The sequence below is a fragment of the Brevundimonas sp. Leaf280 genome, from assembly GCF_001422455.1.
Classification (GTDB): Bacteria; Pseudomonadota; Alphaproteobacteria; order Caulobacterales; family Caulobacteraceae; genus Brevundimonas.
Genome location: NZ_LMNC01000006.1, coordinates 121193 through 140657 on the forward strand (window position 1 = coordinate 121193; position 19465 = coordinate 140657).

General features: G+C 66.3%; 23 protein-coding genes. 10 read left to right on the forward strand and 13 right to left on the reverse strand.

All coding sequences use genetic code 11. The annotated features are described in order from the left end of the window. Nucleotides 1–9: 9 nt before the first annotated feature. Together ASF31_RS11640 and ASF31_RS11645 are read left to right on the forward strand one after the other, a co-directional pair. On the forward strand, nt 10–1410 hold the full coding sequence (locus tag ASF31_RS11640; RefSeq protein ID WP_055754920.1) for a cystathionine beta-synthase: 1401 nt from the start codon (nt 10–12) through the stop codon (nt 1408–1410). A gap of 4 nt (nt 1411–1414) precedes the next feature. After that, a complete protein-coding gene (locus ASF31_RS11645; RefSeq protein WP_055754796.1) occupies nt 1415–2578 on the forward strand; it encodes a cystathionine gamma-synthase in 1164 nt (387 codons plus the stop codon). Between the two features lie 2 nt (nt 2579–2580). On the opposite strand, the gene ASF31_RS11650 is transcribed toward ASF31_RS11645, so the two are convergent. From ASF31_RS11650 to ASF31_RS11670, 5 genes are all read right to left on the reverse strand, one after another. After that, the gene (locus ASF31_RS11650; protein ID WP_055754797.1) at nt 2581–2838 is read right to left on the reverse strand and encodes a hypothetical protein; all 258 of its coding nucleotides are present in this window, start codon (nt 2836–2838) and stop codon (nt 2581–2583) included. A 23-nt stretch (nt 2839–2861) separates the two neighbouring features. Further along, the gene (locus ASF31_RS11655) at nt 2862–3056 is read right to left on the reverse strand and encodes a hypothetical protein (RefSeq protein ID WP_055754798.1); all 195 of its coding nucleotides are present in this window, start codon (nt 3054–3056) and stop codon (nt 2862–2864) included. Nucleotides 3057–3107: 51 nt separating this feature from the next. Further along, nucleotides 3108–3320 carry a cold-shock protein gene (locus ASF31_RS11660; protein WP_008260450.1) on the reverse strand — a complete coding sequence of 71 codons (213 nt, stop codon included), beginning with the start codon at nt 3318–3320 and terminating at the stop codon, nt 3108–3110. Between the two features lie 176 nt (nt 3321–3496). Beyond that, nucleotides 3497–4213: a TorF family putative porin gene (locus ASF31_RS11665; protein ID WP_055754799.1), complete on the reverse strand. Its 717-nt coding sequence runs from the start codon at nt 4211–4213 to the stop codon at nt 3497–3499. Nucleotides 4214–4251: 38 nt separating this feature from the next. Next, entirely contained in the window at nt 4252–5184 is a 933-nt protein-coding gene (locus ASF31_RS11670; protein ID WP_055754800.1) for a nitronate monooxygenase family protein, read from the reverse strand. A gap of 474 nt (nt 5185–5658) precedes the next feature. Here ASF31_RS11670 and queF point away from each other — a divergent pair, with 474 nt between their 5' ends. Next, on the forward strand, nt 5659–6120 hold the full coding sequence (gene queF, locus ASF31_RS11675; RefSeq protein WP_055754921.1) for a preQ(1) synthase: 462 nt from the start codon (nt 5659–5661) through the stop codon (nt 6118–6120). Between the two features lie 42 nt (nt 6121–6162). Here queF and ASF31_RS11680 read toward each other — a convergent pair whose 3' ends face one another. Then, complete coding sequence (locus tag ASF31_RS11680) at nt 6163–6930, reverse strand: EAL domain-containing protein (RefSeq protein WP_055754801.1); 768 nt, start codon at nt 6928–6930, stop codon at nt 6163–6165. A 158-nt stretch (nt 6931–7088) separates the two neighbouring features. Between ASF31_RS11680 and ASF31_RS11685 the strand changes: the two genes are divergently transcribed. After that, entirely contained in the window at nt 7089–7961 is an 873-nt protein-coding gene (locus tag ASF31_RS11685) for a DUF817 domain-containing protein (RefSeq protein WP_156356029.1), read from the forward strand. Here the strand turns inward: ASF31_RS11685 and ASF31_RS11690 are convergent. Together ASF31_RS11690 and ASF31_RS11695 are read right to left on the reverse strand one after the other, a co-directional pair. Then, nucleotides 7933–8595: a DedA family protein gene (locus ASF31_RS11690; RefSeq protein ID WP_055754803.1), complete on the reverse strand. Its 663-nt coding sequence runs from the start codon at nt 8593–8595 to the stop codon at nt 7933–7935. The genes ASF31_RS11685 and ASF31_RS11690 overlap by 29 nt on opposite strands. Nucleotides 8596–8667: 72 nt before the next feature. Then, nucleotides 8668–9261, reverse strand: a complete 594-nt coding sequence (locus tag ASF31_RS11695) for a nitroreductase (protein WP_055754804.1) — start codon at nt 9259–9261, stop codon at nt 8668–8670. A gap of 45 nt (nt 9262–9306) precedes the next feature. On the opposite strand from ASF31_RS11695, the gene ASF31_RS11700 reads away from it, so the two are divergent. From ASF31_RS11700 to ASF31_RS11710, 3 genes are read left to right on the forward strand one after another with little or no spacing between them, the layout of a single operon-like run. Next, entirely contained in the window at nt 9307–9933 is a 627-nt protein-coding gene (locus ASF31_RS11700; protein ID WP_055754805.1) for an NUDIX hydrolase, read from the forward strand. 20 nt (nt 9934–9953) lie between these two features. Next, nucleotides 9954–10781, forward strand: coding sequence for a serine O-acetyltransferase (gene cysE, locus ASF31_RS11705; protein WP_055754922.1), 828 nt, complete (start codon nt 9954–9956; stop codon nt 10779–10781). A gap of 53 nt (nt 10782–10834) precedes the next feature. After that, on the forward strand, nt 10835–11056 hold the full coding sequence (locus ASF31_RS11710) for a DUF3126 family protein (RefSeq protein WP_039243756.1): 222 nt from the start codon (nt 10835–10837) through the stop codon (nt 11054–11056). Nucleotides 11057–11137: 81 nt separating this feature from the next. On the opposite strand, the gene ASF31_RS11715 is transcribed toward ASF31_RS11710, so the two are convergent. Continuing rightward, nucleotides 11138–11389: a DUF2164 domain-containing protein gene (locus ASF31_RS11715; RefSeq protein ID WP_055754806.1), complete on the reverse strand. Its 252-nt coding sequence runs from the start codon at nt 11387–11389 to the stop codon at nt 11138–11140. Then, a complete protein-coding gene (locus ASF31_RS11720) occupies nt 11386–13293 on the reverse strand; it encodes an ABC-F family ATP-binding cassette domain-containing protein (protein WP_055754807.1) in 1908 nt (635 codons plus the stop codon). Before ASF31_RS11720 ends, ASF31_RS11715 begins: the two co-directional genes overlap by 4 nt. A 151-nt stretch (nt 13294–13444) precedes the next feature. On the opposite strand from ASF31_RS11720, the gene ndk reads away from it, so the two are divergent. Together ndk and ASF31_RS11730 are read left to right on the forward strand one after the other, a co-directional pair. Next, nucleotides 13445–13864 (forward strand): nucleoside-diphosphate kinase, encoded by a 420-nt coding sequence (gene ndk, locus ASF31_RS11725; RefSeq protein ID WP_017504672.1) that lies wholly within the window; start codon nt 13445–13447, stop codon nt 13862–13864. Nucleotides 13865–14027: 163 nt separating this feature from the next. Beyond that, nucleotides 14028–14228: a YMGG-like glycine zipper-containing protein gene (locus ASF31_RS11730; RefSeq protein WP_017504673.1), complete on the forward strand. Its 201-nt coding sequence runs from the start codon at nt 14028–14030 to the stop codon at nt 14226–14228. 91 nt (nt 14229–14319) lie between these two features. Here the strand turns inward: ASF31_RS11730 and ASF31_RS11735 are convergent, their stop codons facing one another. The 3 genes from ASF31_RS11735 to purM form a co-directional block, all read right to left on the reverse strand. Beyond that, nucleotides 14320–16389, reverse strand: a complete 2070-nt coding sequence (locus ASF31_RS11735) for a M13 family metallopeptidase (RefSeq protein WP_055754808.1) — start codon at nt 16387–16389, stop codon at nt 14320–14322. Nucleotides 16390–16476: 87 nt separating this feature from the next. Continuing rightward, nucleotides 16477–17061, reverse strand: a complete 585-nt coding sequence (gene purN / locus ASF31_RS11740; protein ID WP_082465132.1) for a phosphoribosylglycinamide formyltransferase — start codon at nt 17059–17061, stop codon at nt 16477–16479. Between the two features lie 4 nt (nt 17062–17065). Beyond that, nucleotides 17066–18103 carry a phosphoribosylformylglycinamidine cyclo-ligase gene (gene purM / locus ASF31_RS11745; RefSeq protein ID WP_055754809.1) on the reverse strand — a complete coding sequence of 346 codons (1038 nt, stop codon included), beginning with the start codon at nt 18101–18103 and terminating at the stop codon, nt 17066–17068. A gap of 79 nt (nt 18104–18182) precedes the next feature. Between purM and rnd the strand changes: the two genes are divergently transcribed. Next, nucleotides 18183–19331: a ribonuclease D gene (gene rnd / locus ASF31_RS11750; RefSeq protein ID WP_055754810.1), complete on the forward strand. Its 1149-nt coding sequence runs from the start codon at nt 18183–18185 to the stop codon at nt 19329–19331. The last annotated feature ends 134 nt before the right edge of the window (nt 19332–19465 follow it).

Consider the following 19465-nt stretch of genomic DNA (forward strand, 5'->3'; position numbering starts at 1 on the left):
GAGTTTTCGATGTCCCTGACCGCCCCCGCCCTGAGCGCGACCGTCTCGTCGCCGCTGGATCTGATCGGCAAGACGCCGATGGTGGAGGTGACGAAGATCGACACCGGCCCGTGCCGCCTGCTGCTGAAGCTGGAGTCCCAGAACCCCGGCGGTTCGATCAAGGACCGGATCGCCATCTCCATGCTGGACGCCGCCGAGCGCGAAGGCTTCCTGAAGGAAGGCGGCACCATCGTGGAGGCGACGGCGGGCAACACCGGCCTGGCGCTGACGCTGGTCGGTCGGGCCCGGGGGTATAAGGTGCTTCTGGTCATCCCGGACAAGATGTCCAAGGAAAAGATCCAGCATCTCAGGGCGATGGGCGCCGATGTTCGTCTGACGCGTTCGGACGTCCCGCATGGCCATCCGGAATATTACACCGACATGGCCGAGCGTCTGGCCCAAGGCATTCCCGGCGGCTTCTACGTCAACCAGTTCGCCAACGCCGCCAACGCCGAGGCCCATGTGAATACGACGGGCCCCGAAATCTGGGAGCAGACGGGCGGCGACATCGACGCCTTCGTCGCCGGCATCGGCTCGGGCGGCACGATCACGGGCGTGGCGCAGTTTCTGAAGAGCGTTGGCTCGAAGGCCCAGATCATCTTGGCCGATCCCGTCGGCTCGACCTTGGCCGGCATCGTCAACGACGGCGTGCCGGGGCCGGAAGGCAGCTACACCGTCGAGGGAATCGGCCAGAACTTCGTGCCCGATACGGCGGACATGAGCCTGATCGACAAGGCCTATTCGATCCCCGACGCCGAGGCGATCGCCACGGCGCGCGAACTGCTGCTTAAGGAAGGTATTCTGGCCGGCTCGTCGTCCGGCACCCTGATCGCCTCGGCCCTGCGCTGGTGCCGCGAGCAGACGGAGGCCAAGACCTGCGTCACCTTCGTCTGCGACACTGGGGCCAAATATCTGTCCAAGGTCTATAACGACGCTTGGCTGGCGGATCAGGGCCTGGGCGAGCGCGAGCTGCACGGCGACCTGTCGGACCTGATCAACCGCAAATACGAGAAGGGCGATGTCGTCGTCGCCGGGCCGGGCGATACCCTGGACACCGCCTTCAAGCGGATGAAGGGCGCCGACGTATCGCAACTGCCGATCATCGAAGACGGCCGGCTGGTCGGGATCCTAGATGAAAGCGACCTAATCCGCATCATGAACACTGACGAGATCACGCGGAAAGAACGGTTCGCCAAGCCGGTGGCCTCGGCCATGACCCGCGATCTGGACACGCTTCAGGTCAATGAGCCTCTGGACGCCCTGATCCCCGTCTTCGACCGCGACCGCGTGGCCATCGTGCTGGACGGTGAGCGGTTCGTCGGTCTGATCACCCGCACTGACCTGATCAACCATCTCAGCCTGAACCGATAAGCCCATGAGCGACAACAAGAACAGCCAGGGCTTTTCGACCCGCGCCATCCATGCGGGACAACATCCTGACCCGACCACGGGCGCGGTGATGACGCCGATCTACGCCACCTCGACCTACGCCCAGGAAAGCCCGGGCGTGAACAAGGGTTATGAGTATGCGCGGGGCAAGAACCCCACACGCGAGGCGTTCGAGGCCTGTATCGCGGATCTGGAGGGCGGCACGCACGGGTTCGGCTTCGGCTCGGGCATGGCGGCGACCTCGACCGCGCTGGAGCTGCTGGATGCGGGCGATCACATCGTCACTGGCGACGACTTGTACGGCGGCTCATGGCGACTGTTCGAGCGGGTGCGTCGGCGGACCATGGGGCTGGACTTCGCCTATGTGGACCTGAGCGATATCGCGGCGGTCGAGGCGGCGATCACACCCAAGACCAAGATGCTGTGGGTCGAGACGCCCACCAATCCTCTGATGAAGCTGGCCGATATCGCCGCCCTGTCGAAGGTGGCCAAGGCGCATGGGTTGCTACTGGTCGTGGACAACACCTTCGCCACCCCGTTCTGCCAGCAGCCGCTGAGCCTGGGGGCGGACGTGGTGATGCACTCGGCGACCAAATACCTGAACGGCCATTCGGACATCATCGGCGGGGTGCTGGTAACGGGCGATCCCGACCTGGCGACGCGGATCAAGTTCCTGCAGAACTCGGTCGGCGGGATCATGGGGCCCTTCGACGCCTTCCTGGCCAACCGGGGACTCAAGACCCTGGCGTTGCGGATGAAGGCGCACTGCGAGAATGCGCTGACCATCGCGCGCTGGCTGGAGACGCGCGCGGGGATCGCCAAGGTGATCTATCCCGGCCTGATCGCTCACCCGCAGCATGAGCTGGCCGCGCGCCAGATGCACGGCGGGTTCGGCGGAATGGTGACGGTGATCCTGGAGGGCGACCTGGAGCGCACCAAGCGGGTGCTGGAGCGGGTTCAGGTCTTCACCCTGGCGGAATCGCTAGGCGGGGTCGAGAGCCTGGTAAACCACCCGGCGATCATGACCCACGCCAGCGTGCCCAAGGAGGTGCGCGAGGCGGGCGGCGTGACCGACAACCTGATCCGGCTGTCGGTCGGGGTCGAGAACGTCGAGGATCTGATCGCGGATCTGGATCAGGCCCTGGGCTGATCTCAGCTGGAGGGAAGGGCTGTCTGGTGGCCGGTGACCGGCGGCAGCTTCTTCTTGGGGGCGGCGCGCTTGACCGGGGCTTTTGCGGGCTTGGGCAGGGCCGCACGGCGAGCCATTTCGGTGTCGATGACCGGGATGATGTCGCTGGCGGCCATGACCTGGGTCGAGGCGCCGTGTTCGACCAGGCGGGCGGCGTTGGCGCGCAGCGTCGTCAGGTCGGCGTCGGTCATCGCGGGGATCATGTCGGCGAGCGGGGTCATGTCGGCATCCGTATGCAGAAGCCTCAGGGCTGGCGCGACAGGCGCCAGCCCTTCAGCTGATTGAAGGCGATTTCCACCGTCACGCGGTCGCCCAGCAGCGAGACGCCCGTCTGGGCGCCCAGCGAGGGCAGGACCGTGATCAGGTGGCCGTTGTCCAGGCGAACGCGACGGCCGCCGAGCGGCATCAGTTTGATGACCTCGCCGTCGAAGGCGATCACGCCGGCCCTGGTCGGGGCCGGCTCGTTCGTGTTGGACGCGTGGAGCGTGTCCTACTCCGCCGCCGTAAGGCGACCGGCGGACTCTTTGCCGGAGCGCGAATCGCGCTCGATTTCGTAGGAAATCTTCTGGCCTTCGTTCAGCGAGCCGACGCTCGAGGTTTCGACGGCCGAGGCGTGGACGAAGACGTCCTTGCCGCCGTCATCAGGCGCGATGAAGCCGTAGCCTTTGGTGGGGTTGTACCATTTTACAGTGCCGGTAGCCATTTGGAGACCTCCGTCTGGCGTTGACCGCAGGGAGGGATCCCTGGTCGGCCTGTCGGGTCTGAATGGGATCGGCTTTTGGACCTCGGTGCGTGATGCAAAGGGAGCAGCGGCGTTACGCAGAGAGATCGACCATACCTAGATGGGCGCCCGACAACCGTTACGCAAGGGGCTGGCGATCAGAAGGCGTAGGCGACCTTGGCGACCAGGGCGTCCTCATACTGTTCGCCGAAGGTGTGGGCGTCCGTGTCGTAGTAGCGCAGGTCCAGTTCCAGGGCGTCGGTGAGGGCGTAGGTCACGCCGGCGTTCCAGCCGGTGTAATCGGGCGCGCCGTTCTGCTCGCGACGACCGACGGCGACTGTGCCGTTCAGCTGGGGCGTGAAGTCCCAGCCCAGGCGGCCCTCGACCCAGGTGAAGCTGTCGGTGGAGCCGGCGGCGTCGGGCGAATACTGGACCTGCAGTCGCGCGCTGGCCGGGCCGATCGAGCGGCTAGCGTTGCCGGTGATCTCCCAGGCGTCCTGATCATAGCCGGGCTCGGCGTCGAGGCGATTCTTGTAGGCGACGTTGAAGTCGAACCGATATCCGAAGGCCTCGGGCTGATAGCCGACCACGAACTCGGCCTCGACGTTGGAGCCGCCGGCCTGGATCGTCTGGAAGCCGGGGCCGACGTAGAACAGGCCGTCCGCGCTTTCCCAGGTCGCCGAGCCGAAGGCGTAGCCGTCGTTGCCGGACTTGGACGCATCCTTGGAGCGGTTGTCCGTGCCCGCGCCCAGTTCGAAGGACCAGGCGTCGCGCGCGGACGTCAGGGCGGATCCAGGCGCCGACTGGGCGGGGGCCGGCAGCGCAACGGCGAGCGCGGAGACGGAGAGGGCGGCGAGGATGGTCGTGCGGATCATGGGGGCTCCAGCGCGAGAGAAGCGGATTTGCGCCGCCTTTAGCGTGCTCCGGCCTTGATGGCGAATTCCTCCGTGGCCTGAGCGAACTCTTGTCGCAGGCGCGCGACCAGTTCGGCGGTCGGCAGGACGTCGTGGATGGCGCCCGCGCCCTGGCCGGCGGACCAGACGGTCTTCCACGCCTTAGCCTCGTCGCCCATGTCCAGCTTGTGCTCTGGCAAGGTCTTCGGATCGATGCCGTTTTCGATCAGCGACTTGCTCATGAAGTTGGCGGGGATGCCGGACACGGCGGGCGTGTGGACGATGTCGGTCGCGCCGCTGTCGATGACCATCTGCTTGTAGGCGTCAGCGGCCATGGCCTCGGTCGTGTTGATGAAGCGCGTGCCCATATAGGCGAAGTCCGCGCCCAGCATCAGGGCGGCCGCCACGTCCTGACCCGTCGAAAGCGCGCCCGACAGGATGATGGTCCCCTTGAAGAAGCTGCGAACCTCATTGACCAGGGCGAAGGGGTTGATGATGCCCGCATGGCCGCCCGCGCCGTTGGCGACCAGGATCAGACCATCGACGCCCGCCTCGGCCGCCTTTCGCGCATGGCGAATGTTGGCGATGTCATGGAAGACCTGACCGCCGTAGCCATGGACCGCGTCGACCACATCGCGCACGGCGCCCAGGGAGGTGATGATCAGCGGCACCTTCTCCTCGACCGACACCATCATGTCGGCCATCAGCCGGGGGTTGGTCGGGTGGACGATGTGGTTGACACCGAAAGTCGCGGCCTCGGGCTTCAGCCGGCCTTTGATCTCATGAATCCAGTCGCGATAGCCCTCGGTCGTGCGCTGGTTCAGCGACGGGAAGGTGCCGATCACGCCCGCATTGCAGGCCTCGACCACCAGATCTGGTCCAGACACCAGAAACATCGGCGCCGAAATGATCGGCAGGATCAGACCTTTTTGCAGCGAAGCGGGAATGGCCACGGACGTCTCCTTTGGTTTTCTTTCGCTACGCTTAGCGGGCTGTCGCCGGGGAAGGCAATCGGGGGGATTTCAGACGGTGGCGCGAAAAAATGAGTCTAATTCGTCTAATCTCGGGTCGGAGGCGGGGTGAAAGCGGGCAGGCGGCGACGGCGGGTGAAAACCGGCCATCATACGACGGTCCGGATCGAGGATCAGTCGATTGACGCTGGTCGCCGCGAAGGCGTTGAAAGGGTGGGGGAAGCCGTCCGGGATTACGATGGCTAGCTGGTCGTCTCCCTTCTCCCGTTGGGAGAAGGTGGCCCGGAGGGCTGGATGAGGGTCGGTCGGTTGGCCAGATCACGCCGTCCGACCCTCACCCCTTCGCGCAATGACGCCGGCTGACGCCGCCGTGCGCTCAAGCCCTCTCCCAATGGGAGAGGGAAGTAGGAGTGGGGGAGGATTTCCAAGCCGGTCGCAAGCGCCTAAATGCCCGGCATGACCCACTATACCGACAACCTCAGCCAGCTCGGCGCCCAGACCGCCGCTCCGACCAGTCCCGAGACGGCGGTGCTGGAGCGTGTGCCGAACCCGCATGCGGACACGCTGTATCTGGCCCGGTTCACGGCGCCGGAGTTTACCAGCCTGTGCCCGGTGACGGGCCAGCCGGATTTCGCCCACATCGTCATCGACTATGCGCCGGGCGACTGGCTGGTCGAGTCCAAGAGCCTGAAGCTATATCTGACCAGTTTCCGCAATCACGGCGCCTTCCACGAGGACTGCACCGTCGCCATCGGCCGCAAGCTGGCGGACCTGCTTGAGCCCAAATGGCTGAGGATCGGCGGATACTGGTATCCGCGCGGCGGCATCCCGATCGACGTCTTCTGGCAGACCAGCGCGCCGCCCGAGGGGCTGTGGCTGCCGGACCAGGGCGTGCCGACCTATCGCGGGCGGGGATAGTCAGAGGCCCCGCGTCCGCCGTTTAGCGGCGGCACCCGGCGATCAGGCGCTCAGGACGGCAGGCGCAGCCTGGTCAGGCCAGGCGACAGGCGACAAGGCTTCCAGCGCCGGCTTCGCCAGCAGATAGCCCTGCATCAGATCGACGCCGAGGTCGCGCAGGACATCGTGTTCGGCCAGGGTTTCGATGCCCTCGCAGACCGGCTGGATACCCAGGTCCCGCAGCATGTTCAGCGTGTTGCGCACGATGGTGCGTTTGACCGTGTTGGTGTCGATGTCGCGAACCAGGGCCATGTCTAGTTTGACGATGTCGGGCTGGAACAGGGTAAGCAAGCCCAGACCCGCATAGCCGGCGCCGAAGTCGTCGATGGCGGTCTTGAAGCCCATGGCGCGATAGGATCGCAGGATGTTGAGGATGTGGTCGGTGTCCATCACCTCGCTCTCGGTGAACTCGAAGATGATCCGATCCACCGGGAAGTTGGTGCGCATAGCCGCCGCCAGGGTGGCGCGGATGCAAGCGCGCGGTTCATAGACGGCGTTGGGCAGGAAGTTGATCGACAGGCTGGCGCCGCCCGCCGTCATATCCAGACCGGCGGCGAGATCGATGGCGGTCGTGCGGCATAGCTGATCGAAGGCATAGCGGTTGTCGTGGGAGATATGCGACAGAACCTGACCCGCGCCCCGGCCGTCCTTGCCCCGCACCAGGGCCTCGTAGGCGAAGACCGTCTGGGTCGTGACATCGACGATCGGCTGGAACGCCATGGTGATCGGCAGGTCAAACCCCGCCCCATCCTTACAACCTGCGCAAGACATAAGCTTCTCCTACTGGCCGGCAAGTCTAAGGCGGCAGGCGTTAAAGACTGATGTCGAACAGGAAATTTGCTCTCGGGTTTCTTTAGTGCGGTTGAAACGCCGCAGCGCGGGAACGGTCCGCTCTTGAAGTTTTTCGCTGCGCCGTCACGGGTAATGCGATGAACCACGCACTTCCGCTCGAAGCCTGGGGGCGCCGTCTGATGACGCGGGCGGAGGCGTGGGCGGATGGGTCCCGACCGCGTCGATACGCCTATGAGTTCCTGTGGTTCGGGCTGAAGCAGGGGTGGGCGTGTCTGTTCGGGGGGCTGATGCTGGCCCTGATCCTGGGGACGTTTCTGCTTTGGCCGGAGGGGGCGCCGGTGTCCCGTTACGATTTCCTGGCCGTAGGGGCGGTGGTGATCCAGGCGGCGATGCTGATCTTCCGGCTGGAGAGCTGGGAAGAGGCGCGGGTGATCTTCCTGTTCCATGTGGCGGGGACGATCATGGAACTGTTCAAGACTGCGCACGGGTCCTGGATCTATCCCGAGGACAGTCTGCTGCGGATCGGGGCGGTGCCGCTGTTCTCGGGCTTCATGTATGCGGCGGTCGGCAGCTATATCGCGCGGGTGCAGCGCATCTTCCATATTCGGGTGCGGAGGTATCCGCCGCTGTGGACGACCTGGGTGCTGGCGGCGGCGATCTACGTCAACTTCTTCGCCCATCACTGGCTTCCGGACGTGCGCATCGCGCTGTTCATCGCAACCGCTGTGTTGTTCGGGCGGGGCTGGTTCTATTTCACGGCGGACCGGAAGCGGCGGTCGATGCCGCTGCTGCTGGGTTATTTCCTGGTGGCCCTATTCATCTGGTTCGCCGAGAACCTGGGCACGCTGGGGCGGGCCTGGGTCTATCCGGGGCAGGCCGACGGGTGGGAGATGGTGTCCCTGGCCAAGCTGGGCAGCTGGTTCCTGCTGATGATCATTTCGGTGGTGCTGGTCTCGTTGGTGCACCGACCGGAAGAGGAACTTAGCGGCCCTGTAACGCCCCGCGCATGATGGCGGACTTGCGGCTCATGCGGGCCTTCACCAGGCGATAGACGACGGCGACGATCAGGATGGTCACGGCGAGGGCGCCGATCAGAAGGGTGGGGCCGTGGGCCTCGCTGAGGACTTCCATCTTCGCCAGGCCCTGGGCGGCGAGATAGCCCGGCGCCAGCATGGCCAGCACCCAGACGATCCCGGATGTGACATTGCCGAACTGGAAGGCGCGCTGACGCATCCTGAGCATGCCCAGGGTCAGCGGCACAAAGGCGCGCAAGGGCCCGAAGAAGCGGCCGACGAAGATCGACATGACGCCGTAGCGACGGCAGTACAGACGTGTCCAGGCGATGCGGCGGCGGTGCGCCTTGAACATCGGGCGCTGGAGGAAGCGCACGCCCAGCCGACGTCCGCCCCAGTAGGAGATGGCGTCGCCGATCACCGCGCCGATGACGCAACCGACGATGACATTGACGGGGTCCAGCACGCCGGCCGCGATCAGACCGCCCGCCGCGACCAGCAGGCCGGTGGCGGGCACGAAGGCGCCGACGACGGCCAGCGACTCGACGAACACGACCAGGCCCAACATGACGCCGGCCCACATATGGTTGCGGGCGACGAAATCGCCCACGGCTTGCAACAGGGAATCCATACAAAGGCCTTGGGGGAGGAAGGCGGGGTCGGTCGAGGTCAAACTGACTTGGGGCGACCTTATGTCACCCGCTTACGGCAGGTGTGTGACCTTGGCGGCCATGTCGGGACGCGGGCGTTCCAGCGCCGGTTCGTTCAGCGTGCCGATGTGGATGAAGCCGGCGACGCTCTCGCCCTCGGTCAGGCCGAACAGGGCGACGCCTTGCGGATCGTAGCTGTACCAGTCGGTGATCCAGCTGGACGAATAGCCGAAGCCGGAGGCGGCGTGTTCCAGGTTCATGCAGACGGCGCCCGCTGACAGTTGCTGCTCCCAGATCGGCTTGGACCCTTCGACCGGCGTTGAGACGACCAGGATGGTGACGGGTGCGGCGGTCAGTTTGGCGAGCACGGCCTGATCTTTGGCCGGGCCGCTGCGCAATTCGACCAGCACGGCGAGGCGGGCGGCGATGTCGGCGCGCGATTGCGAACCCAGGACCACGAACCGCCACGGAAACAGCTTGCCGTGGTCGGGCGTGCGGGCGCCCAGGGTCAGGATCTCTTCCAGCTCGGCCTCGGACGGGCCGGGCGCGACCAGGGCCTGGGCCGGGGCGGAGCGCCGCTGGGCCAGGCGGTCCCGAAAATCTTTCGAGGGAACGGGCGGGGGCAGGGGTTCGTTGAGCGCGACCATGCCGTCTAGCTAGGCTTTCATCCGCGTCTTCGCCATAGGTGGCCCATGCGCAAATCCGACGAACCGAAATGGGCCGAAGGGCTGTCGAAGCCGCCGGCCTGGCGCAGCGACGGAACCGAGACGGTGTTCGACAGCCCTTGGATGGCCCTGACCCGGCATCCGGCGACGGCGCCGACCGGGATGAAGGCCGACTATGCCGTCGTGCGGTTCAAGAACGTCGGGACCGGCGTTTTGCCCGTGCACGACGACGGGACGGTGACCCTGGTGGGCCAGCAGCGGTTCGCCCGCGCCAACTATAGCTGGGAAATGCCCGAGGGCGGCGCACCGCTGGACGAGGATCCGTTCGACGGCATCCGGCGCGAACTGGCCGAAGAGGCGGGCTTGCAGGCCGAACACTGGCTGCCGGCGCTGAAGGTCGAGATGTCGAACTCCATCACCGACGAGATCGGCATGACCTGGATCGCCTGGGGCCTGTCGCCCGCGCCGACCGATCCCGATCCCACCGAGATCATCGCCGTGGCGCGCGTGCCGTTCCTGGATCTGCTGGCCGAGATCGGGCGGGGGACGGTGCGGGACAGTTTGACGGTGGCGACGGCCTACAAGGCCTATCATATGGCCATGAACGGCGAACTTCCCGAGGCGCTGGCGCGCGCCTTGCTGGGGCGCGTATGATGTCGCCGAAGGAGCCGGTCATGGCCAAGCTGGAAGTCGTCGCGGAAATCGAAATGGACAGCGTGTGGCGTCAGCTGCGCGCCTCGGCCGAGGCCGCGTCGCGCGAGGAGCCGCAGTTGGGCTCGCAGATGAATGCGGTGATCCTGTCGCACGACGACCTGGCGGGCGCGCTGAGCTTCCAGATCGCGCGCAAGCTGGCGGACGGCGAGATGAGCGCCATGTCGGTCCGCGAGGTCTGCCTCTCGGCGTTCAAGGCCGATCCGTCGATGGTCGAGGCGGCGGAGGCGGATCTGCAGGCTGTGGCCGAACGCGACCCGGCGATCCGCAACCTGTTGCAGCCCTTCCTGTATTTCAAAGGCTTCCAGGCCCTACAGGGCTGGCGCGTGGCGCACTGGCTGTGGGGACAGGGGCGCGAGACGCTGGCCTTCCACTTCCAGAGCCGGATTTCCGAACTGTTCCAGCTGGACATCCATCCGGCCGCGCAGATGGGCAAGGGGCTGTTTCTGGATCACGGCACGGGCATCGTGATCGGCGAGACGGCGGTGGTCGGAGACGACGTGTCGATGCTGCACGGGGTGACCCTGGGCGGGACGGGCGCCGAACGCGGCGACCGCCACCCCAAGATCGGCAAGGGCGTCCTGCTGGGCGCCGGGGCCAAGGTGCTGGGCAATATCCATGTCGGCGACTACGCCAAGGTGGCGTCCGGCTCGGTGGTGCTGAAGGCCGTGCCGTCCGGCTGCACCGTGGCGGGGGTGCCGGCCCGGCTGGTCAACTGCCCGACCAACGCCGAACCGGCCCGCACCATGGATCACACCCTGGCCGATGTGGTGTACGACTTCGTCATCTGACGGGTTTCCCTTAACCGCCGATGTCTCTAGGGTCCGCCGCCAACGTCCAGACCATGAGGCCCCCCGTGAAAGACACCGACCTGAAGCGCATCGAGGCGCACCTCAAGCGCACCTTCAACACCGGCGGCATCATCGTGAAGGCCCGCCCCAAGCAGAATGACTCGGCCGAGGTCTATGTCGGCGACGAGTTCATCGGCATCGTCTTCGAGGATGAGGACGAGGAAGGCTCGTTCATGTTCGAAATGGCGATCCTGGCCGAAGACCTTCCGGCCTAAAACGCCGACCGATCCGACCGCCCGGCGTGAATGCGCCGGGCGGTTTTCGTTTGGGTCGACCCGTTCAGCGATACGTGCCGGTCAGCGCGTGGGGGCCGCGCGTTCGAGGCCGTACAGCGCCTCGACGATGTCCTCGGCCTTCTGCTGGACCAGTTGCTGGGCGTCGTGGACGCCGCGATTGTAGAAGGCGCCGCCGATCTCCGTGCCGATGAAGTCCAGCAGCATCTCGGCCGGAAGCTGGCCGAGTTCCTGATCCAGTTCTCGGGCGAAGTAGTCGCGCAGTTTGGCGGTGATCGCCGCGCGGTCTTCCTTGGAGAATTCGATCGGTTTCATGCGACTTCGGCGAGGGCTTCTTCGGCGGCGACCCAGGCGGCTTCGGCGGCGGCGAGATCAGCCTCGGTCTTGGCGCGTGCGCGGGTCAGACCTTCCAGGGCCTTGGGATTGCTGACCGAGGCGGTGGCCATGTCGTCGTCGATGCGGGCGATCTCGGCCGTCAGGCGGGTCATGGTCTCCTCCGCCTTCTTGACCGCGTGGCGCAGGGTCGAGGGCGAGGGGCCGGATCGCTTCTTGTTGCCCCTATCGTTCGCGCCGCGGGCGCTCTCTGCTTGAGGGGCGCCTGAGTTCGCCTTGGCCTCTTCCTTCTTGATCTGGCTGGGCTTGGCGATGGCCTGTTTCGCGCGGTCCAGGACGAACTTGGCGTAGTCGTCCATGTCGCCGTCAAAGGGTTTCACCGTGCCGTCGGCGGCCAGCCACAGGCGATCCGCCACCATCTCCATCAGCGAGCGGTCGTGGGTGATCAGGATGACGGCGCCATTGTAGTCGTTCAGCGCGTCCAGCAGGGCGCGGCGACTGTCGATATCCAGGTGGTTGGTCGGTTCGTCCAGGATCAGGACGTGGGGCGCGTCCATCGCCACCATGTTCAGCAGCAGCCGCGCGCGCTCGCCGCCCGACAGGCTGTCGACCGTTGTTTCCTGCTTCTCATAGCCCAGGCCGAACTGGGCCAGTTTGGAGCGGCGGGCGCTTTCGGGCGCGTCGGGCATGGCGCGGCGGATGATCTCCAGCGGCGTATCCGTCGGGTCCATCGCCTCGATCTGATGCTGGTGGAACCAGCCGACGCGCATCTTCCTGTCGCGGTGAAGCTCGCCCTCGGACACGTCCAGAGCGCCGGCGATCATCTTGGCGAAGGTCGACTTGCCCGCGCCGTTGACGCCCAGCAGGCCGATGCGGTCGTCCAGGTCCATGCGCAGGTTCAGATTGCGCAGGATCGGCTTGCCTGGCTCATAGCCGACATTGGCCCGCTCCAGCCGGATCAGCGGCGGGGCCAGCGGACGCGGCGGCGAGGGCAGGGTGAAGGGGGCGACGCGCTCCTCGATCGTGGTGGCGACGGGCTGCATCTTCTCCAGCCGCTTCATGCGCGACTGGGCCTGGGCGGCCTTGGAGGCCTTGGCCTTGAAGCGATCGACGAAGGCCTGAAGGTGGGCGCGTTCGGCGTCCTGCTTGGCCTTGGCCGACAGCTGCAGCCGGGCCTTTTCGGCGCGGGCCTTTTCGAAGGCGTCGTAGTTGCCGGTGTAGAGCGTCAGGGTGTGGTTCGCGAGGTGCAGGATATGGGTGCAGACCTCGTTCAACATCTCGCGGTCGTGGGAGATGATCAGGGCGGTGTGCGGGTATTTCTTCAGCCGCGCCTCCAGCCACAGGGCGCCTTCAAGGTCGAGGTAGTTGGTCGGTTCGTCCAGCAGCAGCATGTCCGGCTCGGCGAACAGGGCGGCGGCCAGGGCGACGCGCATCCGCCAGCCGCCCGAGAACTCCGACATCGGCCGGGCCTGGTTCTCCTGGTCGAAGCCCAGGCCGACCAGGATTTCGGCGGCGCGCGCGGGCGCGGCGTCGGCGTCGATCTCGATCAGGCGCGACCAGATCTCGCCCATCTCTTCCGGTTCTGCGGTCTCGAGCCGGCCCAGCAGGGTGTGGCGTTCGACGTCGGCCTCAAGGATCGTGTCGATGACGCTGACGGGGGTCGCCGGATGCTCCTGATCGACCGAGCCGATACGGGCGGTCTTGGGCAGGCTGATCTCGTCGCCGGCAGCGTGAAGTTCGCCCAGGATCAGCTTGAACAGGGTCGACTTGCCGATGCCGTTGCGGCCGACCAGGCCGACCTTGGAGCCGGGCGGCAGGCTGACGGAGGCGTCCACGAGAAACTTGCGGCCCCAGGCGTTGAAGGTCAGGTCGGTGATCTGGAGCATTGCGGCGAAGGTTCTTCGATTGGTCGGCGTCCCTCAATCGGCAGGTCGCCATGCGGCGTGCGTCAGGGATGCAAAAAGGGACAGTTGGAAACGCGGGAGGTGGTCGCTATAAGCCCGCGACACTCAATCTCCCAACAAGAAGTCAATTCCCATGACCGAACGTACCTTCTCGATCATCAAACCCGACGCCACGCGCCGCAACCTGACCGGCGCGATCAACGCCGTGATCGAAGGCGCCGGCCTGCGCATCGTGGCCCAGCGCCGCGTCAAGCTGACGACCGAACAAGCCAAGAAATTCTATGAAGTGCACGCCGAGCGCCCGTTCTACGGCGAGCTGGTCGAGCAGATGACGGCAGAGCCGGTCGTCGTTCAGGTGCTGGAAGGCGACAACGCCGTCGCCGCCTATCGCGAAGTCATGGGCGCTACCAACCCGGAACAGGCCGCCGAAGGCACCATCCGCAAGCAGTTCGCCCTGTCGATCGGTGAAAACTCGGTCCACGGTTCGGACAGCCAGGACAACGCCAAGATCGAGATCGCCCAGTTCTTCACCGACGACCAGATCGTCGGCTAACCGCTTAAGTCGCGAGGGACCGCGTCCCGAGCGTAGCGCCGAAACAAAGCGATGCGAGAGCGAACGTTCTCGCATAGCGTGACTATATAGGCCCGCGCCCGGAACCGGACGCGGGCCTTGTCGTTTGGTGGTCATTATTTCGTTCGTCTCCCGGAGAAGACCCATGAAGACCATGATCAAACTGGCCCCCGTCATCGGCGTCGTGGCCCTGCTGGCCGCGTGCGGCCAGACGATGGAACAACGCGCCGCCACCGGCGCCCTGGGCGGCGCCGTCGCCGGTCAGGTCATCGGCGGCAACACGGGTTCGACCGTGGCCGGCGCCGCCATCGGCGCCGTCGCCGGCGCGGCGACCAAGCCCCGCTAAATCAGGCTCAGTCTCTGGGGCGAAAGCCCGGATGACAAAAAGGCCCGGAGCCTTCGCTCCGGGCCTTTTCTACGTTCGACGTCCGGCGCCTCTACCAGATGCGGGCGCGGGCCTCGGGCGCGATATACTCCTTCTGGTCCGGCGAGACGCCGAAGGCCGCATACCAGGCGTCGATGTTGCGCGGCGAGGTGGCGGCGCGCACCGGGCCGGGCGAGTGCGGGTCGGTGGTCAGCTGTTCCTTCAGCGCCGCCTCGCGTGACTTCTCGCGCCAGACCTGCGCCCAGCCCAGGAAGACGCGCTGATCGCCTGTCAGCCCGTCGATGACCGGCGCCGGCTGGCCGTTCAGAGACTTGTGATAGGCGTCCAGGGCCAGCAGCAGGCCGCCCAGGTCGGCGATGTTCTCGCCCATCGTCAGGTCGCCGTTGACGTGCACGCCGGGGATCGGCTCCAGCGTGTCGTAGATGTCGCCCAGCACCTTGGCGCGCGCCTCGAAACGGGCGGCGTCTTCCGGCGTCCACCAGTCGCGCAGCACGCCGTCGCCGTCCGACTTGCGGCCCTGATCGTCAAAGCCATGGGTGATCTCATGGCCGATGACCGCGCCGATGCCGCCGTAGTTGACGGCCGGGTCCGCGTTCGGATCGAAGAAGGGCGCCTGCAGGATGGCGGCCGGGAAGACGATCTCGTTGCGCGGCGGGTTATAGTAGGCGTTCACCGTCTGAGGCGTCATGCCCCATTCCAGCGGATCGACCGGCTTGCCGATCTTGCCGCGCTTGTAGGCCCATTCGAAGGCCGAGGAGCGTTCGACGTTGCCGTACAGGTCGTCGGCCTTCAGCTCCAGGCCGTCATACGAGCGCCACTTGTCGGGATAGCCGATCTTCACCCCGAACTTGGACATCTTGTACAGGGCCTGCTCGCGCGTGGGCTCGCTCATCCAGTCCAGGGTCTTCAGCCGCTCGGTCATGGCGTCGCGTATGTTGCCGACCAGGGCCTCCATCTGGGCCTTGGACGAGGCGGGGAAGTGCAGGCGGACGTATTCCTGGGCCAGGACCTCGCCCAGCTGGCCGTCGACCAGGGCCACGCCCCGGTTCCAGCGGGGACGGTTTTCGGGTTGGCCGCGCAGCGTCTTGCCGCGGAAGTCGAAGCGGGCGTCGACGAAGGCCTTGGACAGATAGGGGCTGGCCTGATCGACGACGTTGAACGCCTGCCAGGCCTTCAGCGTCTCGATGGGAGTGTTGGCGAACACCTGGGCGATGGCGGGGATGGCGGTGTTTTCCATCAGCACCAGGGTGTCGACATCCGACACTTGGGCGCCAGCCAGGAAGCCGGCCCAGTCGAAGCCGGGAGCCAGGGTCGCCAGGTCCGAGGCCTTGGCCGGGTTGTACAGCTTGTCGATCTGGCGACGCTCGACGGTCGTCCACTGCTTGTCTGCGACCTTGGTTTCGAAGGCGAGGATGTCGGCGGCGGTCTTGGCCGGATCGGCCCAGCCGATGGCGGTCAGGGTGGTCGTCAGATAGGCCAGATAGGCCTCGCGCTGGGCGGCGAAGTCGGGCTTCAGATAGTAGTCGCGGTCCGGCAGGCCCAACGACCCCTGTCCCAGATAGGCCGAGTTCAGATTGGGGTTCTTCAGGTCCTCGAACACATCGATGCCGAACAGTGAGCCGCCGAAGCCCGAATGGCTCTCGCCCATCAGGCGCGCCATGCCGGCGTGGTCGGTGACCGCCTTGACGGCGGCGAGGTCGGCGGCCAGCGGCGTCGCGCCCAGCTGCTCGATCTTCGCCTCGTCCATGAAGCTGGCGTACAGGGCGCCGACCTTGCGGGCGTTCTCATTGGCGGGATTGGCGGCGCTGGTCTCGATGATCGACTTCAGCTGGGACTGGGCGTTCTCATACAGGACGTCGAACGGGCCAAAGCGCGACTTGTCGGCCGGAATCTCGGTCGTGCGCAGATAGGTTCCGTTGGCGTATTCGTTGAAGTCGTCGCCGGGCTTCACCGAGGTGTCGCGACCTGCCAGATCGAAGCCCCAGGCGCCGAAGGGGCTGTGGGCCGCGCCGGCCATGCCGTGCGAATGCTGGGCCGAAGCGTCCTGGGCCGAGGCCACGCCGCCGGTGAGAGCGACGACGATACAGGCCGAGCAGGCGGCCATCAGACGAATGCGAGTCATGGATAGAGAGGGTCCCGATTGAGGTCGGGCGCACCATTGCGCCGGTGCGGCGGTCTGTCGCATGACGTTTTTGTAATCTTCGCGCCGCTAACGGCGGGGCACGTCTCGGCAGAAGTCGGCCAGCACCTGCGGGTAAAGGTGATGCTCCGCAGTCTTGACCCGTTCGGCCAGGGCCTCGGCCGTGTCGCCCTCCACGATCGGCACGCGCGCCTGACCCAGGATCGGGCCCTCATCCACGCCCTCGGTCACCAGATGGACCGTGCAGCCGGCCTCGGCGTCGCCGGCGGTGATGGCGCGGGCGTGGGTGTCCAAGCCGGGATAAAGGGGCAGCAGACTGGGATGAATATTCAGCATCCGCTCGCGCCAGCCGCCGACGAGCCAGGGCGTCAGCACGCGCATATAGCCGGCCAGCGCCACGACCTCGACGCCGGCGTCGCGCAGGACGGCGTCCACCGCCCGCTCATGCGCCTCGCGATCCTTGCCGAACGGTTTGTGCGCCACGGTCGCCGTCGCTACGCCCTTGGCCGCCGCGATCGCCAGACCGCCCGCGCCCTCGATGTTCGACAGCACCAGCACGACCTCATAGCCGCTGTCCGGCGCCTGACCGGCGTCGATCAGAGCCGCCATGTTGGAGCCTGCCCCCGAGATCAGGACGGCGACGCGCGTCTTCACGAAATCAGGCCGCTTCCAGTTGTCCGCACACGAAGGCGACTTCGCCGGCGTTTAGCAGGGCCGCCAGCACCGGCTCAGCGTTCTCGGGCGAGACGATCAGGATGAAACCGACGCCGCAATTGAAGGTGCGGCGCATCTCATGGTCGCTGATGCCGCCGGTTTCGGCCAGCCACTGGAAGACGGCGGGCATGGGCCAGGCGTTCCAGTCGAAGCGGGCCAGCAGACCCTCGGCGATGCAGCGGGGCGGGTTTTCGATCAGGCCGCCGCCGGTGATGTGGGCCGCGCCCTTGACCAGGCCCGCCTTCATGATCGGCAGCACCGGTTTCACATAGATGCGCGTCGGCTCCATCAGGGCCTGGGCCAGCGAGCGGTCCTTGGCGAAGGGGGCGTCGTCGCCCCAGGCCAGGCCAGACTTTTCGACCACCTTGCGCACCAGCGAATAGCCGTTCGAGTGCGGGCCGCTGGAGGCCAGGCCGATAATGATGTCGCCCGCCGCCTGGCGATCCAGATAGGGCAGGGCGTGGCCGCGCTCGACGGCGCCCAGGCTGAAGCCGGCCAGGTCATAGTCGCCGTCGGTGTACATGCCGGGCATTTCGGCGGTCTCGCCGCCGACCAGGGCGGCCCCGGCCTGGCGACAGCCCTCGGCGATGCCGGCGACGACGCGGCGGGCGGCGTCGATCTCAAGCCGGCCGGTGGCGTAATAGTCGAGGAACAACAGGGGCTCGGCCCCTTGGGCCAACAGGTCGTTGACGCACATGGCGACCAGATCGACGCCGACGCCGTCATGACGGCCGGTCTCGATGGCGATCTTCAGCTTGGTGCCGACGCCGTCGGTGGTGGAGACGATCAGAGGATCCTCGAAGCCTGCGGCCTTCAGGTCGAACAGGGCGCCGAAACCGCCCAGCGAAGGCTCCGATCCGGGGCGGGCCGTGGACTTGGCCAGGGGCTTGATATGTTCGACCAGCATTTCTCCCGCGTCGATGTCCACGCCCGCATCGGCGTAGGTCAGACCGTTTTCGAGAGGCTTTTGGGTGTCGCTCATGGGATCTCGGGCCTGAATCGGGGCGGAAATGCAGCGCGGCTCTTGCCACAGGTAGGATGCGCGGGGCTATAGCATCGGAATGACGCCGATCACCACCACCGAGGCGCTGGCCGATTTCTGCGCCCGCGTAGCCAACGCTCCCTTCATCACGGTCGACACCGAGTTCATGCGGGAAACGACCTACTGGCCCAGGCTGTGCCTGATCCAGGCGGCCTCGGCCGATCACGCCGCCATCATCGACCCGATGGCGGAGGGGCTGGATCTGGAGCCGTTCCTGGAGCTGTTGCGCGACGAGAAGATCGTGAAGGTCTTCCACGCCTGTCGCCAGGACGTGGAAATCTTCGTGCGCCTGGGGGCCATGCCCAAGCCGATGTTCGACACCCAGGTCGCCGCCATGGCCGCCGGGTTCGGCGAACAGGTCGCCTATGATTCGCTGGTGCGGCAGATGCTGCGGATCGAGGTGGACAAGGGCAGCCGCTTCACCGACTGGGCGCGCCGGCCGTTGTCTGACAACCAACTGGTCTATGCGCTGGGCGACGTGACCCACCTTGCGGCGCTCTATCCCAAGCTGCGCGACCGGCTGCAGAAGGAAGGCCGGCTGGAGTGGGTCATGTCGGAGATGGAGAGCCTGACCGATCCGGCCCTCTACGACACCAATCCCGAAAACGCCTGGAAGCGACTGAAGCCCAAGAAGTTCTCGGCCAAATATCTGGCGGCGTTCAAGGCCGTCGCCGTCTGGCGCGAGCGGGCGGCGCAGGAGCGCGACCAGCCGCGCGGCCGCATCCTGAAGGACGAGGGCATCGACGAGATCGCCCAACAGACCCCGACGGATGTCGAGGCCTTCAATCGCCTGCGCTCGGTGCCCAAGGGTTTCGGCGGTTCACGGCTGGGTCTGGAACTGGCCGAGGAGCTGAAGCGGGTTCTGGCCGATCCCGAATCGCACGCGCCCGAGATGGAGCGCCCCGCCCACCGCCAGCCGGCCCCGCCGTCGGTCGTGGAACTTCTGAAGGTGCTGCTGAAGGCCAAGAGCGACAACGCCGGCGTGGCCTCCAAGCTGATCGCCACCGTGTCTGACCTGGAAAAGATCGCCATCAGCGACGACGCGGACATCGACGCCATGAAGGGCTGGCGCCGCCAGATCTTCGGCGAGGATGCGCTGAAGCTGAAGCGCGGCGAGATCGCGCTGGTGCTGAACGGCGCGCGGGTGGAAGTGGTCGAGATCGAGTAGGGGAGCGTCTGCTCCCCATGCAAAGGGGGGCGTGAAGCGGTGGAGGGGCTCTTGAAGTCCCGCGGGCGCCTATGATGCGTTGGAGAACCCCTCCGTCCCGGCGCGGAGGGCGCGCCGCGCCACCTTCCCATAAG